This is a genomic window from Campylobacter iguaniorum (assembly GCF_000736415.1).
Lineage (GTDB): Bacteria > Campylobacterota > Campylobacteria > Campylobacterales > Campylobacteraceae > Campylobacter > Campylobacter iguaniorum.
Map to the genome: position 1 here is coordinate 121,622 of NZ_CP009043.1, position 16,773 is coordinate 138,394.

Consider the following 16,773-nt stretch of genomic DNA (forward strand, 5'->3'; position numbering starts at 1 on the left):
TAAAAGCCCCAAAAAGGGGCTAGAATTATAAAGCTTTTTTAGCTTCTGCTACGATAGCAGCGAATGCAGCTGCATCATTCATAGCAAGATTTGCCAAAACTTTTCTGTCAAGGGCGATATTTGCTTTTTTAAGACCATTCATAAATCTTGAATAGCTTATGTCATTTAGTCTGCAAGCAGCGTTGATTCTGATGATCCATAAACGGCGGAAATCACGTTTTTTCGCACGTCTATCGCGGAATGCATAAACTAAACTTCTTTCTAATTGTTCTTTTGCTTTTCTAAAATGTTTATGTCTAGCACTGTAAAAACCACGAGCTAGTTTTAGAACTTTTTTATGGCGTCTTCTTCTTACTACGCCTGTTTTAACTCTTGCCATATTTATCCTTTACAAATTGGCGTCCATATCTGGAACTTGTCCTAAACTCTAAATTTAGGAGGTCAAATGACTGATGTCAAAAACTTATATACAAAGCATTTTTTTAACAGCTGAAACGTTAGTACTATCTACATAATGAGATTGTCTAAGGTCTCTCATACGCTTAGATGGCTTTTTAGTCAAGATATGGCTTCTAAATGCTGAGCCTCTTTTTATCTTGTTTTTACCAACTTTAAAGCGTTTAGCTGCACCGCGAACAGATTTCATCTTTGGCATACTAATCCTTTACTTTAAAATGAACGCTGATTTTACCAAAAAATTGATAAATTTAAGCTAAATTTTATCTATACTTTTATATATGCGTTTTGTGGCTAGCAAATTTACCAGCTCACAGACTTGCTAGAACCTGTTTTGTTGATGGTTTGCTCATCTTCCCAAAAGACAAGGCCAGAGGCGAGATCAGTCATTCTAAGTAAGAAAAAATATTCTACTTGGACTTTGCCACTACTGAGTTTTACATTGTCTTGTCTGATTTTGCCACTCAGTGAGAAATCTGGCGAGATGAGAGTTCCTTTTTTGGCTATTGTATCTTGGTTGAACTCATCGTTTTGCCTTAGCTCTCTTACATCTTCACTCATGCCATCGATTGCCCCACCCGCAGCTACTGCTGAAGTCAGGATAAATTTGCCTGATTTTCTTAGGGCTGTGGTGATCTTGGCAGTGAGTTTGTCTGTGTCGATTCTTTGGGGAGTATCATTTACGATTAAGCCCATTGCGACTACTTTTTTGCTGCCTTTTATATCGTTAAATGCTGGATCGCTAAGCATGCTATTTATCATGGTTGTGGCTGCGTTTTCGAAGTCTTGTCTGTCTAATCCCATGCTGAGTGACTCGCCTAAGTCCTCTTGGGCTGCTGTGCCGTCTGTGTACAGTATTTTGGTACTACATCCACCAAAAAGTAAAGCACCAAGGCTAAGTGCTAATATGAGTGATTTTTTCATTTTTATCCTTTATTTTTCTTTCATATCGATTTTTATGTTTGTAGCTCTTGCGTCTGTGGCGACTGCTGTTATGACAACTTCTTTATCAGGAGTAACTCTTATATAGCGGTACCTCTCATCAAGTGCACTTCTTAGGACAAATCCATAGCTATCTATCCAACTTATTTTGTATTCGATATCCACTGCATCAGAGGATTTGAGTATGATTTCGACTTCTAAAAGGTCGTTTGCATTTCTTCTTTTTTTGTAGTCTTGAATGACGTCTTTGTCTAGTGAAGACTGCACGTTAAACTCGCTTTTATCTATCTTGTCAAGAGGATGAGATGCACATCCCACAAATAAAGCACCAGCTAAAGCTAATAAAAAAACTTTTTTCATATTTTACCTTTGTATTATTGTCGTATGGCTTGGAGCAGAGCGTAAAGGCGATCTGACAAGCACCAGCGTATCTTTTGTTTCATCTAAATTTTGCTCAAATAAAATTCTGCCATTTGGCACGCTTATCGTAATTTTACCTTTATTTTCTATCATAATTACTGAAACGCTTTTTGGCAAACCAGTCCAAGAGCGGACATTTGCTCTAGTGCTTACGCTAGTTAGCAAGCTACTCAGCAACGCCAGCCAGCCGCCAGTATCGTCGTTTTTGGCTACGGCTATGTTTAAGGCTGTTTTGGTCGCTGTGGAGGTCAGGGATTTGAGTATCATGGAGGGCATATTGATTTTAAATTCAGTCGCAACAATGCTATCTAAGTTTATCAAATTTGAAGTTTGAGCCAAATTTGCTTCTATGGTTTCATAAGATGAGCCTTGCTTTTTTAGCGTTTCAAACGCCACGCTTGTGGTGACTATTTTTTTATCAACGACAAAAGGCAAGGTGAGCCTAAACTCATCTTTGATAGCTCCAAGCCCGTCTTCATAAATCAAAAATATATATTTTTTGGACTTTTGCGGATTTATGGACGCAGCTTGCTTGGCAAATGTTGCGTATTGCTTTTGGATCTCTTTGTTGTTTGGGTGGATTATAGCTATTTCTTTTAGCAAGTCGCTAGCTCTTTTGTAGTCATTATCCATGTAGAAAAACACAGAAGCAAGGTAGGTGGCGTATGGATTTGTGAAGTCTTTGACGGTGTCAAATTCTCTAAATAGCGAGTTATAATTCGCAGATATATTTTTGAAATTTGAGGCTACATTTTTGTCATAGTTTTTGTCTAAATCATCTCTGTTTTTTTCTATTTGATTTGCGAAATACTCTTTTGCCAGCTCTTGTCTCATAAGGGCTCGATTAAACTCAACTCTAGCGTTTTGAAAATCGCCTAAACTCATGAAATTTAGAGCTTTGTATGAGTTTAGCATAATCCTTTCGTGCATTGAGCCTTCATAGTCTGAGATGTTTTCATTTATGAGCGTTGAAGTTATGATTTTCGTGCCTTTTAGGGCGTAATTTTGCAAATCAACGTCGTATTTGTAAGCGTCTTCAACTGCGTCAAAAAACTCTATGCTTTGAGCAAATTTAGAGCAATTTCTAGCGATCAGTCCAGCATTTAAGCCGTTGTATATGGCGTCATCATTGTCTTTGACTTTTTCTAAGCTTTGAGCCAAAAACTCATCATCGCAGTAGCTATTTACTATCATATTTTGAAAATCGTTGTTTGTGGCTGCGTGGTTTGCACATCCAACAAAAAATAGGGTAAAAAAGAGAGATAATAGTAAATTTAGCTTCATTATTTTTCTTAAATTTGATTGTTTGATTTTATCCAAAAAGCGGTTTTTTGTCAAAATAATGGTGTTTAGAGCCAGATATTTGGCTCTAAATCTGGCGTTATTTTGTAGAGTTTGAATCAGCGTTAAAGCCGCCGCCAAGTGCTTTATAAACCCCAACGACGCTTGAAGCGACTTCTAGTTTGGACTGAGCTAGACTGAGTTTGGCACTTAGCAGGTTTCTTTGAGAGTCTAAAAACTCAAGATGCGTGCTATATCCTGCATCATATCTGATTTTAGCAAGGTCATAGACTTTGGTTTGAGAGTTGGCAAGCTCTTGCATGCTTTGCTCTTTTAAGACTGAGTTTTTACGGCTATTTAGCGCGTCTTTTATCTCGCCAAAAGCGTTTTTGATAGCCTTATCATAATTTAGCAAGCTTGCGTTTTGGTCTAAATTTGCTAGTTCGACGTTGTTTGATGTCCTACCAAAATCAAGCAAAGGCATAACCACGCTTCCACCAATACTCCAAGTGTTTGCATTATTTATCAAAAATCTATCAAATTCATCGCTACTATATCCAAAAACTCCAGTCAAAGATAGCTTTGGAAGCCACGCAGTTCTTGCTACGCCAACCATAAAATTTGAAGCTCTAAGGCTCTCAAGCGAGCTTGCTACATCTGCTCTGTGGAGCAAAATATCTGAGCTTATGCCTTCTGGAACATCTGGAGAAAGTGGCAATATTTTTGGCGCTGCTATGCTTTTGTTTAGTATTTCATCTGGATTTTGACCTATTAGCAAGGCAAGGGCAGTGTTTGTTTGTGAAATTTGGTTTTGCAAAGTGATGAGCTGTGTTTTTGCCATATCTACGCTGGCTTTTGCTTGATAATATGTAAGCTCATCTATGCTTCCAGCATCAAGCTGCTTTTGTCTATAAAATAGAGTGTTTTCATAAGTTTTTAGCGTATCTTTTAAGATCTCTTCTTGCTCATTTAGGGATATTAAGCTTAAATATGTGTTTGCTACGCTTGAAGCTATTGTTAATTTAGCTGTTTCATAATCATATTTTGTGGCTTTGAACACTGCTTCTTTGGCGTTTGCTGTGTCTCTTACTCTGCCCCAAAGATCGATTTCATAGCTTAGAACTGAGCTTAAGCCAAATGAGTTATATCTGCTTTGTGGTTGTCTTGAAAATGTCTCGCCGCTACTTTGGTTTTTGCTCGCACTGCCTTCAAGAGAGATATTTGGCAAAAAATCCAAATTTGCTTGGTTTAAATTTATGCTAGCTTTTTGTAAATTATTTAGTGCTAAAAGTAGGTCTGAGTTGTTTTTAAGTGCTTCTGCGACAAGAGAGTTTAATCTCTCGTCTTTAAAGCTTTCCCACCATTTTTCATTCACGCTATAACTATCAAATTGATATTCAAAGCTGTGATTGACCTCTATCATATCTGGTTTTAGCGAACAACCAGTTACAAGCAGTCCTAGTGATAAAATCAATAATGTTTTACGCATTTTGCTCTCCTGTAGTTGTTATTTTACCACGTTTTTTGTCTAACCAGACATTGAAGCTTTCTAGTATATAGAAAAACAGCGGAACAAAGAAAATAGCTATCGTAGTAGCTGCTATCATACCGCCTATTACTCCAGTGCCTAGTGCGTGGCGGCTTGCAGCTCCAGCTCCAGTAGCTATAGCCATCGGTAAAACGCCAAGTGTAAAGGCAAGCGAAGTCATAATGATAGGTCTAAATCTCATCTTTGCAGCGCTTATTGCAGCGTCTTTGATGTTTTTGCCAGCTAAATGCTCTTGCATAGCAAACTCAACTATCAAAATCGCGTTTTTAGCTGCAAGTCCGATGAGTAGTAAAAGTCCGATTTGGAAATATACGTCATTGCTTAAATTTCTAGCCCAAGTAAATAATAATGCTCCAAAAACAGAAAACGGCACAGCAGTCACAACAGCTAGTGGCATAAGCCATCTTTCGTATTGTGCTGCAAGGATTAAAAATACAAATATCAGACCAAATACAAATGCTTGTGCGCCTTTGCCTGTTGATGCTACTTCTTGGTATGCTGAACCAGCCCAGCCGATATTATATCCTGTTGGAAGCTCTTCATTTATAATGCTTCTTATGGCATTTATCGCATCACCTGAAGTGTATCCTGGCTTTGGATCGCCCATGATCTTAGCTGCTGGAAAGCCGTTAAATCTATCGACGTTATCAGGCCCAAGACTTCTAGTAAGTGTGACAATAGAATCAAGTGGCACCATTTTGCCATCACTTGAGCGGACATACAGGGATTTGAAGTCTTCTGGTGAGTCACGGTACTGCTCGTAAGCTCTGATATTGACTTTGTAAGTTTTACCAAGTATGTTAAAGTCATTTACATAGTACTGACCTATGGTTGAATTTACTGTTGAAAATATATCTTGAAATGATATTCCCATCATCTTGATTTTGTCTTTGTTTAGAGTCATTTTATACTCTGGGAATTGCGTATCAAGAGTGGTTCTTACTTGAGTAAGAGCTGGATGAGCGTTTGCTTTAGCAACGACTCTTTGCATATCAGCTTCTATCTCGTTGTAGTTTTTGCCAGTTATGTTTTGTGCGTAAAGCTCAAAACCACCAGTGATAGATAGACCCATTATAGGAGGTGGAGTTGTGGCAAATGTCATAGACTCTCTATCTGTTGGATATAGCATTCCAGTAAGCTGGTTTGCGATAGTTGCGGCTGCGTTTTGCTCGCCAGGTCTTTCATCCCAAGGCTTAAGCGTGATAAACATAATACCGGCATTTTCTCTAAGAGTGCCAGCTAGCATATCATATCCTGCAAGTCCAGTTACGTTTTTGACGTTTGGATTTTTGGCGATGATTTGGCGTATAAACTCAGTGTCTTCTAGTGTTCTAGGCAGGGTTGAAGCTGGTGGAAGATTTGTTATGGCTAGGACTGAGCCTTTATCTTCAGCAGGAACAAGCCCACCAGGAATGACCTTAAATAACTCTATCATCATAAAGACAATGATACCAACGCAAACTAAGCTAATGAAGACATGGCGGAGAATTTTAGCAACTCCAGCTGCAAAAATCCTTGTCGAAAAGTCAAAAAACTCATTAAATTTACGTACAAACCAAAATGGTTGATTCTCTTTTTTGCGCAAAATTATCGCGCAAAGTGCAGGGGTCAGAGTAAGAGCTACAAGTCCAGATATACACACAGAAACAACTAAAGTAAGTGCAAACTGTCTTTGGATAACACCAACAAATCCCTCCATAAATGCAACTGGTATAAACACAGCTGAAAGCACAAGCACGATAGAAATAACAGGTGCAACGATTTCGTCCATAGCTTTTATTGTGGCTTCTTTGACTGTTAAATTTGGCTCTTCATGCAGTATCCGCTCGACGTTTTCTATGACGATGATAGCATCATCGACGACTATTCCGATCGCCAAAATAAGGGCAAAAAGCGTGATTAAATTTATCGAAAATCCCATAGCATAAATCCCGCCAAACGCCCCTATAATAGACACTGGCACAGCAAGCATAGGAATAAGTGTAGCCCTAACATTACCAAGGAACATATACATAACAATAGTTACTAATATCATAGCTTCAATAAAAGTCTTGATAACCTCTTTTATGGATACTTGGACGAATTCAGTGGTGTCATAAGCTACTTCATAAGTCATTTCGCCAGGGAAAGCTTGTTTTAGTTCATCTAGTTTGACTTTTGCCGCGTTCATGGTTTCTAGTGCGTTTGCTCCACTTTGTAAAAACAAAAGAAGTGGCACCATATTTCCACCGTTAAATTTACCAGCAAACTCATATCCTTGAGCTCCAAGCTCGATAGTTGCTACATCTTTTAGCCTTAGGATATTGCCTTTTTGATTTGCGCTTATAATGATGTTTTCAAACTCTTTAACGCTTTTTAGTCTGCCTTCTGGCTTGATAGAATACACATAAGGATTTCCAGCATTTGTAGGTTGTTGTCCGATTTTGCCCGCTGCATACTGAGCATTTTGCTCTTGAATTGCACTTATTACATCAGTTGTAGTAAGTTTATATTTTTTAAGAAGATCTGGCTTTATCCAAACTCTCATAGAGTAATCTTTATTTCCGATGACTACAGCATCTCCGATACCAGGAACTCTTTTTAGCGTGTCAGCTACGTTTATGCTTACATAGTTGCTGATATCAATATCGCTTATCTTTTTGCTTGGATCATAAAATGCAGCAACAGCAAGTATAGAGCTACTTCTTTCATCGACTTTTACACCGACTCTTCTTACCTCTTCTGGAAGAGTAGAAAGAACAGGGTTTACTCTATTGTTTACATTTACTGTAGCAGTTTGTGGATCTGTGCCTATTTCAAAATATACATTTAGGCTCATTGTTCCTGATGAGCTTGATGTGCTTTGCATATATATCATGCCATCAACGCCGTTTATAGCATTTTCAAGCGGGGTGGCTACTGTGTCAGATATGGTTTGGGCGTCTGCTCCTGAGTAGGTGGCTTGAACGACTATTTGGGGAGGCGTGAGTTGAGGGTATTCTTCAACAGCTGAGCTTCTAAGTCCTATATAGCCAGCGATAACTATGACTATAGATAAAACAGAAGCAAAAACTGGACGATTGATAAAAAATCTAGAGAACATTATTTGTTTCCTTTAGTATCTTGCACTGGTTGTACGCTCTGACCTTCTCTTATTTTTTTAAAGTTGTCTATTATGATGATATCTCCGTCATTTAGTCCTGAGCTGATGATCGCTGAAGTGGCGTCTTGCGATACGATTTTTATAGGATTTTTTACTACTTTTCCATCTTTGATTGTATAAACAAATGGATTTACTAAGTCTTGCAAGATAGCAACTTGTGGGATTTTAAATCCATTTTTTTGGTAAAATCCATAAACTTCTACTGTAGCAAATGCTCCTGGTCTTAGCTTGGTAGCGTTGTTGTCAAATTTAGCCTTTGCGCTAACTGTGCCGCTACTTTGATCTATGACATTATCTATAAAATCCAAAGTACCATTATAGTCCTTGCCTTCGTATTTCATAGTCACAAGTGAGTTTAGTTGCACCCACTCTTTACTGCCCAGTTTTTGAGCGATTTCTAGTCTATTTACATCAGAAATAGCAAAATCAACGTAAATTGGATTTAGTTTTGTTAGGCGGACAAGGTCGCTATCAGCACTGCTGACGTATGAGCCGACATCTTTTAAACTATCGCCGATAACCCCAGAAAATGGCGCTGTGACAACTGAGTAATCAAGGTCGATTTTGGAGTTTTGCAAGTTTGCTTTTGCTGCAAGAACTGAAGCTTTTGTTGATTCAAAAGTAGCCTTTGAGCTGTCAAATTCCTTTTGTGAGATTGCTGAGTTGGCATGGAGCTTGAGCGATCTATCAAAGTCTGTTTTTGCATTGTTAAAATTCGCTTCTGCGACCTTTAAATTCGCTAGTGAGCTATCATAAACTGCTTTATATTTTGCTTGATCGATGAGGTAGAGTTTGTCACCAGCTTGTACTCTATCGCCAGCTTTGAAAAACTGCTTTTCTATGGTTCCAGCAACTTTAGCTTTGAGAGTTACATCCATGTTGCTTGTTGTCTGTCCACTGTAGTTTAGCACTATTGGAATATCTCCAGCTTTAGCCACAAAAACTCCTACTGGAAGTGGTGGCATACCACCAGCTTGGGCATTTTGTTTTTTGTCAGTTTGGCTAAAACATCCGCTAAAGAGTATGACAGTAGCCAAAATACTAAGTCCGTAAATTTTATTCATGATTTGCCTTTCGTTATTTCTTGTGTTTATTTATAAATTTGAGTAATCATCATTACAAAATAGTGAAAAATTATATCTTAAATTTATTAAATACTTGTTAAATTGTGAAATGAATTTACTTCAAAGCACCGCGTAAAAAGAAATCCACACACTCATCTATCCACTGCTTTTTATCTATTTTGTCTATGTCTATATCATGACCAAATACGATTTTTTGCATTGAATATGGCTCTTCTAATAAATAGCAAAATCTAAATGCTAGAAGCTCAAAATCTTGGTTTTTAAATTTAGTTTTTATGGTTGGTTTGGAGAAAAAATCCACAAGGATTTTATTAACTATTTTTACGCCACTTTCGTAAAATATTTTGCTTATTTGTGAGTCTTTGTTGAATGATTCGCTAAAAATAAGCCTTTTTAAAAGAAAAGATTCTTTAGTAAGCACGACAGCTAAGTACTCTTCGCTAAATTTATGTAAGAAATACTCCAAATCCTCAGATGAATCAAGGCAAATTTTCTTATTTATATCTTGGCTAAATTTACTAACGCCACGATCAATGATAGCTTTAAAAAGCCCTTCTTTGTTGCCAAAGTGCTTATATATGGTAGAAAGAGAGCCGCCGCTTTTTGAGATTATCTCATTTAGGCTTGTATTTTCAAAACCATTACTCAAAAATAGCTCTAAAGCCACAGATATGATCTGCTCATATCTGTTTTTGGCTTTTTGTGATTTTAGTTCGCACAATGTATTTTGGTTCATTATTAATCTTTGCTAAGAGCCTTTCTTATCTCTACCATTTTTGGAAATACAAATATAGTGTCTCTTGATACGCTTATATTTTTCTTATCATCGAGTGCGTAAGCGTTGATTTTGATATCAAGTGGAGTATCTTTGGTATTTACATTTACTAAAGTATCTCTGGTATTTAGTACGACTATCACCTTTTTCTTACCGCCAGCTTTTATCTTGATAGGAGCAGCTGGTCTGGTGATCTTGATCCTTGTGTCATTGACATCAAAATAATATATATGCTCTTGCTTTTGAGTATTTTGCATAAGAAATGTATATGCGTTTTCGACGTTAAATTTACCGTTATCAACCTCTATTTTATATAGCTCAGTTGTTCTATTTATGTTTAGTAGCATATTTTCTTTTTTAGTTGTCATAAGAGCTAGAGCGACGATAGCTACAGCGATCACGACCATATACGCAATGGTTCTAAATCTGAAGTAATTGACTGGTTTTCTTGTTTGGAGTGATTTAGCACTAGTCCAAGAAATCAGCGTTTCTTTGCCTAAATTTCCCATGACTTTAGAGCAAGCATCGCTACATTCAAGGCAGTTTATACACTCTAGTTGCATGCCTTTTCTTATATCTATGTGAGTCGGACATATATGTACGCAAGCCTCACAGCCGATACATTCAGACTCGCTAGTTAGTGGTTTTCTGCCTAGTTTTGTTTGTCCATCGTAGATTTTGCCGCCTCTTTGCTCGTCGTAGATGACTTGGATAGTGTCATTATCAAACATAACGCTTTGGATTCTAGCGTAAGGGCAGACATAAACGCAGAAGTTTTCAGCCAAATAAACAACATCAAAAACTATAAAAGCTGTAATTCCTATAAGAATTCCAACTAAAAGCTTGTGTTCGCTTGGATTTGAAAGATAAGTGAAGAAATCCTCAGGAGGCACAAAATACCACAAAAAGTTGCTCGCAGCAATTAGTGCTAAACATGCCCATAAAATAACTCCGATAGCTTTTTTAACATAATTGCCATCAAATTTCTTTTGTCTATCGCGTAAATTTTTGCGGATTCTTAAGAGTTTTGTTTGGATCAAATCTCTATAAAGCACCCTAAAAACAGTCTGCGGACAGGCCCAGCCACACCAAACACGCCCACCTAAAGTGGTTAAGAAAAATATACTAAGAAACATAATGATAAGCAAAAACGGCATTAGATAAAGCTCTTGCATATCAAATGATGTGAATAGTAAATTTAGTTGCTTTTTGTCAAAACTAAGTAGAAAAAAATGATTATCATTAATTCTGATAAAAGGCAAAACAAGCGCTATCACAGTAACTATTGCATAAGTTATGTAGCGTTTTTGGGCGTATGGAGTCTTATTGGCTAAGACATCATTTGGATTGAGTTGCATTGTAAGTCCTTAAATTTTTAACTTGACACAATTATATAACTTCTGATTTTAAAGTTAGGTTAAAAAAGTATTAATAATTACTTTTTTTACTTCAAATATAGTTAAGTTAAATTTAGGTATAATCCAAGCTTATTTTAATCTGAAAGGTGGTGAGGACTGTGCCAGGAGTTAAGGTACATCCTAACGAGTCATTTGACGAAGCTTATAGACGTTTCAAAAAACAAACTGATCGTAACTTAGTTGTTACTGAAGTTCGTGCTAGAAGATTTTTTGAGCCAATGACTGAAATTCGTAAAAAACAAAAAATTTCAGCTCGCAAAAAAATGCTTAAAAGACTTTATATGCTTAGACGCTACGAGTCAAGACTCTAAAACCATAGCCGGAAGCTTTTCCGGCTTTTTTAAATTTAGCCCAAATTTTCATCAATAAATTTAATTTTTTCCACTGCTTTCTTGGCTAAAATCTCTGCTTTTTGGCTAAGCCCTTCTCTAAAATCAAGTACATTTTCAAGCAAAACCGAAATCCCTAAAAATAGCGTTTTGGGCGTGATATTTCTAAGATAACTTAGCAAAACTGGAGTCGGGAGATTGTGCGTAGAATAGATATAATCTCTTTCATCGCTAAGGTCGAAAAACTCGATTCTTTCATCATCAAAACCACTCATCGCATCGACCACGACCAAAATATCTGGAGCAAACTCACGCAAAGCACCAAACTCATTTTCTGGTACGTCCTCGCCATAAAAGACTTTCCAGCCCTTTAAATTTTGCTCCACCAAAGAGCCGACATAAAGCCCCACGCCATCATCGCCACGCATTTTGTTGCCGATACAAAGCAAGGCTTTTTTCAAATTTGACATTATTTTAAGCCCTTTTTTAAAACAATATAACCCTCTTGCAAAGACTCTAAAATCTCTTTAAATTTAGAGTCTTGCAGCTCTAAAAGTAGCTTTTTAGCATGATCTGGCAAAATCTCAACTTCAAAATAACGGCTTATATTTCCAAGTTTAAATTTAGCATATTCGCCGCTATTTTCTAAGATTTTATCCCACTGCTCATCGCTAAACTCAGCGATTTTTTCGTTAAAATCAATAGTCCCCACGCCATGCCCGATACAAGTAGAAAACGTGACTATTTGCTTATAAGCATACGGTAATTTGTCGTTTTGATCGACGTGGCGTTTGGTGAGTTTCCAGACTTGTATCACTTTTTATCCCATGAAATTTGGTCTAAATTTATGGCTTCAAGATTAGCCAAATTTAGATATTTTAGGTAAATTTCATTATACAAAATCCCCAAGCACTCGCCAAATCTCGGATCTTCTTGCTCATTAATAGCTTTTGAAATTTGCTCTTTAACCAAATTTGCGTCTTTTGGATCACTTGCAAGCTTCATTGCACTTATAAATTTATCATACAAAATCCTGCCGTGAATATAGCTCATCAAAAACTTAGCCTTGACTAGAAGATCGCGCTCAAATGAGCTATTTTCTAGCAAAGGAGCTTGCACGATTTGGGGCATTGGTTTATCGTCTTTGTAGCTTTGTTTTTGCATTTTTTGCTCAATTATCCCAACTCCAGTGGCAAGGCCGTAGATTATGCTTGCTGGATGAGGCGGACAGCCTGGTATGAAGACATCTACTGGGATGACTTTATCAGCGCCACCCCAAACAGCGTAGCTATCGTGAAATATCCCGCCACTTGCCCCGCACGCCCCAAAGGCGACTACTATTTTTGGATCAGGAGTGGCCTCATAAGCTCTAAGAAGTGGGTAATACATCTGCCTTGTGATAGGTCCAGTGACTAGCAAGATATCGGCGTGGCGTGGGTTTGCGACTAGTTTGAAGCCAAATCTCTCAGGATCCCAAAGCGGGCTAAGTGCGGCGTAAATTTCAATCTCGCAGCCATTGCATCCACCACAATCTATACGAAATACGCTAAAGCTTCTTTTGATATTTTTCAAAAGCTCTAGTTTTGAGTTTAAATCACTATTTTTTTCTATATCTTTTGGAACTATATACATTATTTTACCGCTCCATACTCTTTGTTTGTCATCATGGCTAGTGTTTTGTTTTGTTTGCATTTTGGGCAGATGTGAAGATAGATTTTAGCTTCATTTTTGCGCTCTTGGCTTAAATTTGAGTTGTCTATTTTTTGCTCGCTATACTCTACAAATTTTTTACTCAAAAATCCCTCTCCACACTCTTTGCAGTGCATGGCTTCTAGTTCGCCGATTTGCAAAAGAGCTGATTTATCAAATTTGACCGCTAGCTCGTAGTCATTGCTTAGCACGACTGCGCCAGTAGGACAAACCTCATCGCACCTACCACAAAATATACATCTTCCACTATCGTGTTGCCACTTCATGGAGTTTTTAGCATCTTGCCATTTGACTGTTATGGCATTGCTCGGACACGCTACCCCACACGCCGCGCAACCTATGCAAAGATCGTAATTATACTTTGGTTTGCCACGGAAAAACTCTTCAACGACGTAAGGCTCAAGTGGGTATTTTTTGGTTACGATACCGTGTTTTTTGACTATATCATAAATTTTCATTTTATATCCTTTACAGGATTTTCTTTTAAGTTTTGGCAATATTTTTTAAGCTCTTTGTCGCCTATGACTTTTGATTTGCCGTTTTTGACATTGACTAGAGTCACACGCTCAGTGCATGAATAGCATGGATCAAGGCTACAGACTATTAGTGCGGCGTCGGCTATGGTGTTACCTTGGAGTTGATAGCGAAGGCTCGACCAGTTGTTGTATGTAGAGGCTCTACATCTCCAGCGATATACCTTATCAGCAGCTCCTTGCATGATCCAGTGCATATTTTCCCCGCGTGGTGCTTCGTCGTATCCTAAGCAAAACTCACCTGGCTTTAATCTATAATTAACATCAATAAATGTAGCTCCACCTGGCATTATCTCAAGGCATTGTCTGATTACTCTAAGGGCTTGCTTGAAGTCTTTTGAGCGAACCATTTCACGACTATAAACATCGCCACCATGCTCCACGTTTGGAGTGATTTCTAGCTTTTTATAAAATCCATAAGGATGGTCGTATCTTGTGTCTCTTTTAAAGCCACTGCCTCTGACATTTGGTCCAACTGGGCTAAAGTCACGTGCGACTTGTTTATCAAGTACGCCGATACCTTTCCAGCGGTTCATTTGGCGAGTATCTTCGATTACGACTTGCCAAATTTCATCAAAGCCACTTTCTATGATATCTAGTAGTTCGTAAGCTCTTTTTATCTCACTTAGAGTTATATCGCGTCTCACACCACCAACGATGATTGTCCCATAAGTCTTTCTGCCACCAGTGATGACTTGGGCTAGTTCTAGAGTGTATTCACGCACTCTAAAAAGATGCATAAACGCTGTATAGTTGCCACAAACTTCACAAGCAAGACCTAAATTTAGTAAATTTGAGTGCATGCGCTCTATCTCGCTACTCATCACTCTTATAGCCTGAGCACGCTCTGGGATTTCAAGACCAAGCCCACGCTCGATAGTCTCTATACAAGCGATTGAGTGAGCAAAACCACAAATCCCACAAATCCTCTCAGCCAAATAGCTCATTTGGTTGTAGTTTAGGCGGTTTTCGGCTAGTTTTTCCATTCCTCTGTGTTGATAAAATAGCCTATAATCAGCGTCCACGATAGTATCGCCATCGCAATAAAGCCTAAAATGTCCTGGCTCATCTGCTGTGATGTGAAGTGGTCCCATTGGGATATCTACTACATCTTGGCTATTTGGAGTTCTAAACTCGTATTCTGGCTCATCTTTGTGATCCACAGGATCTGGGCGAAATCTATAATCCATCGCATCTTTTCTAAGCGGGTGGAGATTTTCTGGCCAGTCATCGCTGAGTACTAGACGTCTTTTATCAGGTAAGCCCTCAGCCACTAGCCCAAACATATCATAAGCTTCTCTTTCATACCACACGCAAGCTGGCACGAGAGGCGTAACGCTAGGATAGGTTGGATCGCTCTCAGGGATTAGAGCTTTTACAGTGATGAAGCATTTTTCATCAAGCTCGTCACCAGCTTGCATTTTGGAGCCTTCCATAGAAAGCACGTAGTAGAGTGCGAAGTGCTTGTTAATGCTTCTTTCATCATTTGCTACCATTGTAGAAAGCCAGCCGCCGATACCGTAATATAGCTTATGAACGACCTTTGGCAAGTCGTTTCTATCTACTAAAACAGTGATTTGATCCGCGTCTTGTCTGCTGACTTCTAGCAATGTGAAGCTCTCTTGTAAAGTTTGTATAAATTTATCACCTATCATCAAAATCCTTTAATCTCATTAACGCCGTTTTCTACTAAATACCAAAAGCTATCAAACTGCCAAATACCAAAAGCAATAACCAAAAATGCTAAGGCGATAAGTGGTAGATTTTCCCATAAGCTCATCTCTGAGCCAAATTTGACCTCGCCTACTGTTTTGCCAAAACTAGCCATAAAAAAGTGTGAAAAGTCAGCGACAAAAATAATAGCAAGTGCGATCGCAAATAGCCCAACTTCTATAAATTTGCCACCCAAAATTGCTGCTTTAAATGTCAAAAACTCACTCACAAATATCGCAAACGCTGGAACGCCCACAAGCGAACAGATAGAAACCCCAAATAGCACGGTTGTAAGTGGAGCGATATTTATCATATTTCCCATTTTATGCATATCATTTGTGCCATAAATCCTAGTCATATTTCCAGTTGTAAGGAATGCTAAAGCCTTTGTAAAACTATGAGCTAAGCAGTGAAAAATCGCTGCAAAAATCCCAAGTCTGCCACCAATCCCAAGAGCAAAAGCGATAACGCCCATGTGAGCTATAGAGTGATAGGCAAACATTCTTTTGACATCGTGTTGGTGAATAAGAAAAAAGGCTGCTACAAAAAGAGTTAAAACTCCACTTATAAGCATTGCATTTTCTACAAAGCCAAATCCAGCTGAATTTGCCACAATAGCGTAGTAGCGAATAAGGCCAAGCATAGCGATTTTTAAGACTATACCACTAAGAAGTGCTGAGGTTGGGGCTGGACCTTGGGAGTGAGCGTCTGGTAGCCAGGTGTGAGTAGGTACAAGACCTGCTTTTGTGCCAAATCCAATAAGTGCAAAGATAAATACAAGCATTAAAACATGCGGATTTAAGCTGCCAGCTAGCGGCAATAGCTGCGAGAACAAAATCGCGCTTTGCTCATCGCCAAGAGTGTTTAGGCTAGATGAATACAGTAAAATAGTAGCAAACATAGCAAACGCAAGCCCTACAGAGCAGATGAGTATGTATTTGTAGCCACTTTCGAGTGATTTTTTGTTGTCTTTGCTGACGACCATAAACACAGTGGCTAAAGTGGTCGCTTCAATGGCTGCCCACATGATAGCTAGGTTGTTGCTAATACAGCTTAAAGTCATCGTAAATATGGCTATATGAGCAAGTGCTAAGTTTAGTTTTATGTGTTTTAGTGTTGTATGACCAGTTTGGAAGTGCCATTTGAAATAGCTTGTAGCGTATAAATTTGAGAAAAATCCAGTTATCGCCACCAAAACCAAAAACGCCGCTCCAAGATAATCTAAAAATAAAATTTGGTTAAAAGCGTAATATTCGCCGCCACTTATTAGCTTAGCAATACTTGAAAATATAGCAAGGCTTGTAAGAGCGCTAAGAGCTATGTGAAGTGTGCTTATAAGCTTCAAATTTGATGGCGTGATAAACAAAATCAAAGCCGAAAATAGAGGAATGATTAAAATCAAAAAAAGTATATCCATAGT

Annotated in this window: 17 protein-coding genes; 1 reads left to right on the forward strand and 16 read right to left on the reverse strand. The window is 38.3% G+C overall.

The window, feature by feature from the left end; all coding sequences use genetic code 11:
• Positions 1–25: 25 nt before the first annotated feature.
• The 10 genes from rplT to ccoG form a co-directional block, all read right to left on the reverse strand.
• Complete coding sequence (gene rplT / locus CIG1485E_RS00630) at positions 26–379, reverse strand: 50S ribosomal protein L20 (RefSeq protein ID WP_002848108.1); 354 nt, start codon at positions 377–379, stop codon at positions 26–28.
• An 84-nt stretch (positions 380–463) separates the two neighbouring features.
• The gene (gene rpmI, locus CIG1485E_RS00635) at positions 464–655 is read right to left on the reverse strand and encodes a 50S ribosomal protein L35 (protein WP_023384088.1); all 192 of its coding nucleotides are present in this window, start codon (positions 653–655) and stop codon (positions 464–466) included.
• A gap of 104 nt (positions 656–759) precedes the next feature.
• Positions 760–1,380: a penicillin-binding protein activator LpoB gene (lpoB, locus tag CIG1485E_RS00640; RefSeq protein WP_038452598.1), complete on the reverse strand. Its 621-nt coding sequence runs from the start codon at positions 1,378–1,380 to the stop codon at positions 760–762.
• A gap of 9 nt (positions 1,381–1,389) precedes the next feature.
• Positions 1,390–1,758 carry a DUF1425 domain-containing protein gene (locus CIG1485E_RS00645; RefSeq protein ID WP_038452600.1) on the reverse strand — a complete coding sequence of 123 codons (369 nt, stop codon included), beginning with the start codon at positions 1,756–1,758 and terminating at the stop codon, positions 1,390–1,392.
• A gap of 3 nt (positions 1,759–1,761) precedes the next feature.
• Positions 1,762–3,102 carry a hypothetical protein gene (locus tag CIG1485E_RS00650; RefSeq protein ID WP_038452602.1) on the reverse strand — a complete coding sequence of 447 codons (1,341 nt, stop codon included), beginning with the start codon at positions 3,100–3,102 and terminating at the stop codon, positions 1,762–1,764.
• A 97-nt stretch (positions 3,103–3,199) separates the two neighbouring features.
• Complete coding sequence (locus tag CIG1485E_RS00655; RefSeq protein ID WP_038452605.1) at positions 3,200–4,588, reverse strand: efflux transporter outer membrane subunit; 1,389 nt, start codon at positions 4,586–4,588, stop codon at positions 3,200–3,202.
• Positions 4,581–7,730 (reverse strand): efflux RND transporter permease subunit, encoded by a 3,150-nt coding sequence (locus CIG1485E_RS00660; RefSeq protein WP_038452607.1) that lies wholly within the window; start codon positions 7,728–7,730, stop codon positions 4,581–4,583. The genes CIG1485E_RS00655 and CIG1485E_RS00660 overlap by 8 nt, the downstream gene beginning before the upstream one ends.
• Positions 7,730–8,854, reverse strand: a complete 1,125-nt coding sequence (locus tag CIG1485E_RS00665; protein ID WP_038452609.1) for an efflux RND transporter periplasmic adaptor subunit — start codon at positions 8,852–8,854, stop codon at positions 7,730–7,732. Before CIG1485E_RS00665 ends, CIG1485E_RS00660 begins: the two co-directional genes overlap by 1 nt.
• Before the next feature lie 115 nt (positions 8,855–8,969).
• A complete protein-coding gene (locus CIG1485E_RS00670) occupies positions 8,970–9,611 on the reverse strand; it encodes a TetR/AcrR family transcriptional regulator (protein ID WP_038452611.1) in 642 nt (213 codons plus the stop codon).
• Between the two features lie 2 nt (positions 9,612–9,613).
• A complete protein-coding gene (gene ccoG / locus CIG1485E_RS00675) occupies positions 9,614–11,008 on the reverse strand; it encodes a cytochrome c oxidase accessory protein CcoG (RefSeq protein WP_038452613.1) in 1,395 nt (464 codons plus the stop codon).
• A 158-nt stretch (positions 11,009–11,166) separates the two neighbouring features.
• Between ccoG and rpsU the strand changes: the two genes are divergently transcribed.
• Positions 11,167–11,379, forward strand: coding sequence for a 30S ribosomal protein S21 (gene rpsU, locus CIG1485E_RS00680; RefSeq protein ID WP_002848116.1), 213 nt, complete (start codon positions 11,167–11,169; stop codon positions 11,377–11,379).
• Positions 11,380–11,414: 35 nt separating this feature from the next.
• On the opposite strand, the gene CIG1485E_RS00685 is transcribed toward rpsU, so the two are convergent.
• From CIG1485E_RS00685 to CIG1485E_RS00710, 6 genes are read right to left on the reverse strand one after another with little or no spacing between them, the layout of a single operon-like run.
• Entirely contained in the window at positions 11,415–11,858 is a 444-nt protein-coding gene (locus CIG1485E_RS00685; RefSeq protein ID WP_038455465.1) for a hydrogenase 3 maturation endopeptidase HyCI, read from the reverse strand.
• Between the two features lie 8 nt (positions 11,859–11,866).
• Positions 11,867–12,214, reverse strand: coding sequence for a formate hydrogenlyase maturation HycH family protein (locus CIG1485E_RS00690; RefSeq protein WP_038452615.1), 348 nt, complete (start codon positions 12,212–12,214; stop codon positions 11,867–11,869).
• On the reverse strand, positions 12,211–13,029 hold the full coding sequence (locus tag CIG1485E_RS00695; protein WP_038452617.1) for an NADH-quinone oxidoreductase subunit B family protein: 819 nt from the start codon (positions 13,027–13,029) through the stop codon (positions 12,211–12,213). The genes CIG1485E_RS00690 and CIG1485E_RS00695 overlap by 4 nt, the downstream gene beginning before the upstream one ends.
• Positions 13,029–13,565 carry a formate hydrogenlyase complex iron-sulfur subunit gene (locus CIG1485E_RS00700; protein WP_038452620.1) on the reverse strand — a complete coding sequence of 179 codons (537 nt, stop codon included), beginning with the start codon at positions 13,563–13,565 and terminating at the stop codon, positions 13,029–13,031. Before CIG1485E_RS00700 ends, CIG1485E_RS00695 begins: the two co-directional genes overlap by 1 nt.
• The gene (locus tag CIG1485E_RS00705) at positions 13,562–15,295 is read right to left on the reverse strand and encodes a hydrogenase large subunit (protein WP_038452623.1); all 1,734 of its coding nucleotides are present in this window, start codon (positions 15,293–15,295) and stop codon (positions 13,562–13,564) included. The genes CIG1485E_RS00700 and CIG1485E_RS00705 overlap by 4 nt, the downstream gene beginning before the upstream one ends.
• The gene (locus tag CIG1485E_RS00710; protein WP_038452625.1) at positions 15,295–16,770 is read right to left on the reverse strand and encodes a proton-conducting transporter transmembrane domain-containing protein; all 1,476 of its coding nucleotides are present in this window, start codon (positions 16,768–16,770) and stop codon (positions 15,295–15,297) included. Before CIG1485E_RS00710 ends, CIG1485E_RS00705 begins: the two co-directional genes overlap by 1 nt.
• Positions 16,771–16,773: the final 3 nt, after the last annotated feature.

Bases quoted from the DNA above. Each gene is read 5' to 3' on its own strand.
- CIG1485E_RS00650 (WP_038452602.1), bottom strand. From the start codon at position 3,102: ATGAAGCTAAATTTACTATTATCTCTCTTTTTTACCCTATTTTTTGTT.
- CIG1485E_RS00710 (WP_038452625.1), bottom strand. From the start codon at position 16,770: ATGGATATACTTTTTTTGATTTTAATCATTCCTCTATTTTCGGCTTTG.
- CIG1485E_RS00660 (WP_038452607.1), bottom strand. From the start codon at position 7,730: ATGTTCTCTAGATTTTTTATCAATCGTCCAGTTTTTGCTTCTGTTTTA.
- ccoG (WP_038452613.1), bottom strand. From the start codon at position 11,008: ATGCAACTCAATCCAAATGATGTCTTAGCCAATAAGACTCCATACGCC.
- CIG1485E_RS00665 (WP_038452609.1), bottom strand. From the start codon at position 8,854: ATGAATAAAATTTACGGACTTAGTATTTTGGCTACTGTCATACTCTTT.
- CIG1485E_RS00705 (WP_038452623.1), bottom strand. From the start codon at position 15,295: ATGATAGGTGATAAATTTATACAAACTTTACAAGAGAGCTTCACATTG.
- CIG1485E_RS00655 (WP_038452605.1), bottom strand. From the start codon at position 4,588: ATGCGTAAAACATTATTGATTTTATCACTAGGACTGCTTGTAACTGGT.
- rpmI (WP_023384088.1), bottom strand. From the start codon at position 655: ATGCCAAAGATGAAATCTGTTCGCGGTGCAGCTAAACGCTTTAAAGTT.
- CIG1485E_RS00670 (WP_038452611.1), bottom strand. From the start codon at position 9,611: ATGAACCAAAATACATTGTGCGAACTAAAATCACAAAAAGCCAAAAAC.
- CIG1485E_RS00700 (WP_038452620.1), bottom strand. From the start codon at position 13,565: ATGAAAATTTATGATATAGTCAAAAAACACGGTATCGTAACCAAAAAA.
- rplT (WP_002848108.1), bottom strand. From the start codon at position 379: ATGGCAAGAGTTAAAACAGGCGTAGTAAGAAGAAGACGCCATAAAAAA.
- CIG1485E_RS00695 (WP_038452617.1), bottom strand. From the start codon at position 13,029: ATGTATATAGTTCCAAAAGATATAGAAAAAAATAGTGATTTAAACTCA.
- lpoB (WP_038452598.1), bottom strand. From the start codon at position 1,380: ATGAAAAAATCACTCATATTAGCACTTAGCCTTGGTGCTTTACTTTTT.
- CIG1485E_RS00645 (WP_038452600.1), bottom strand. From the start codon at position 1,758: ATGAAAAAAGTTTTTTTATTAGCTTTAGCTGGTGCTTTATTTGTGGGA.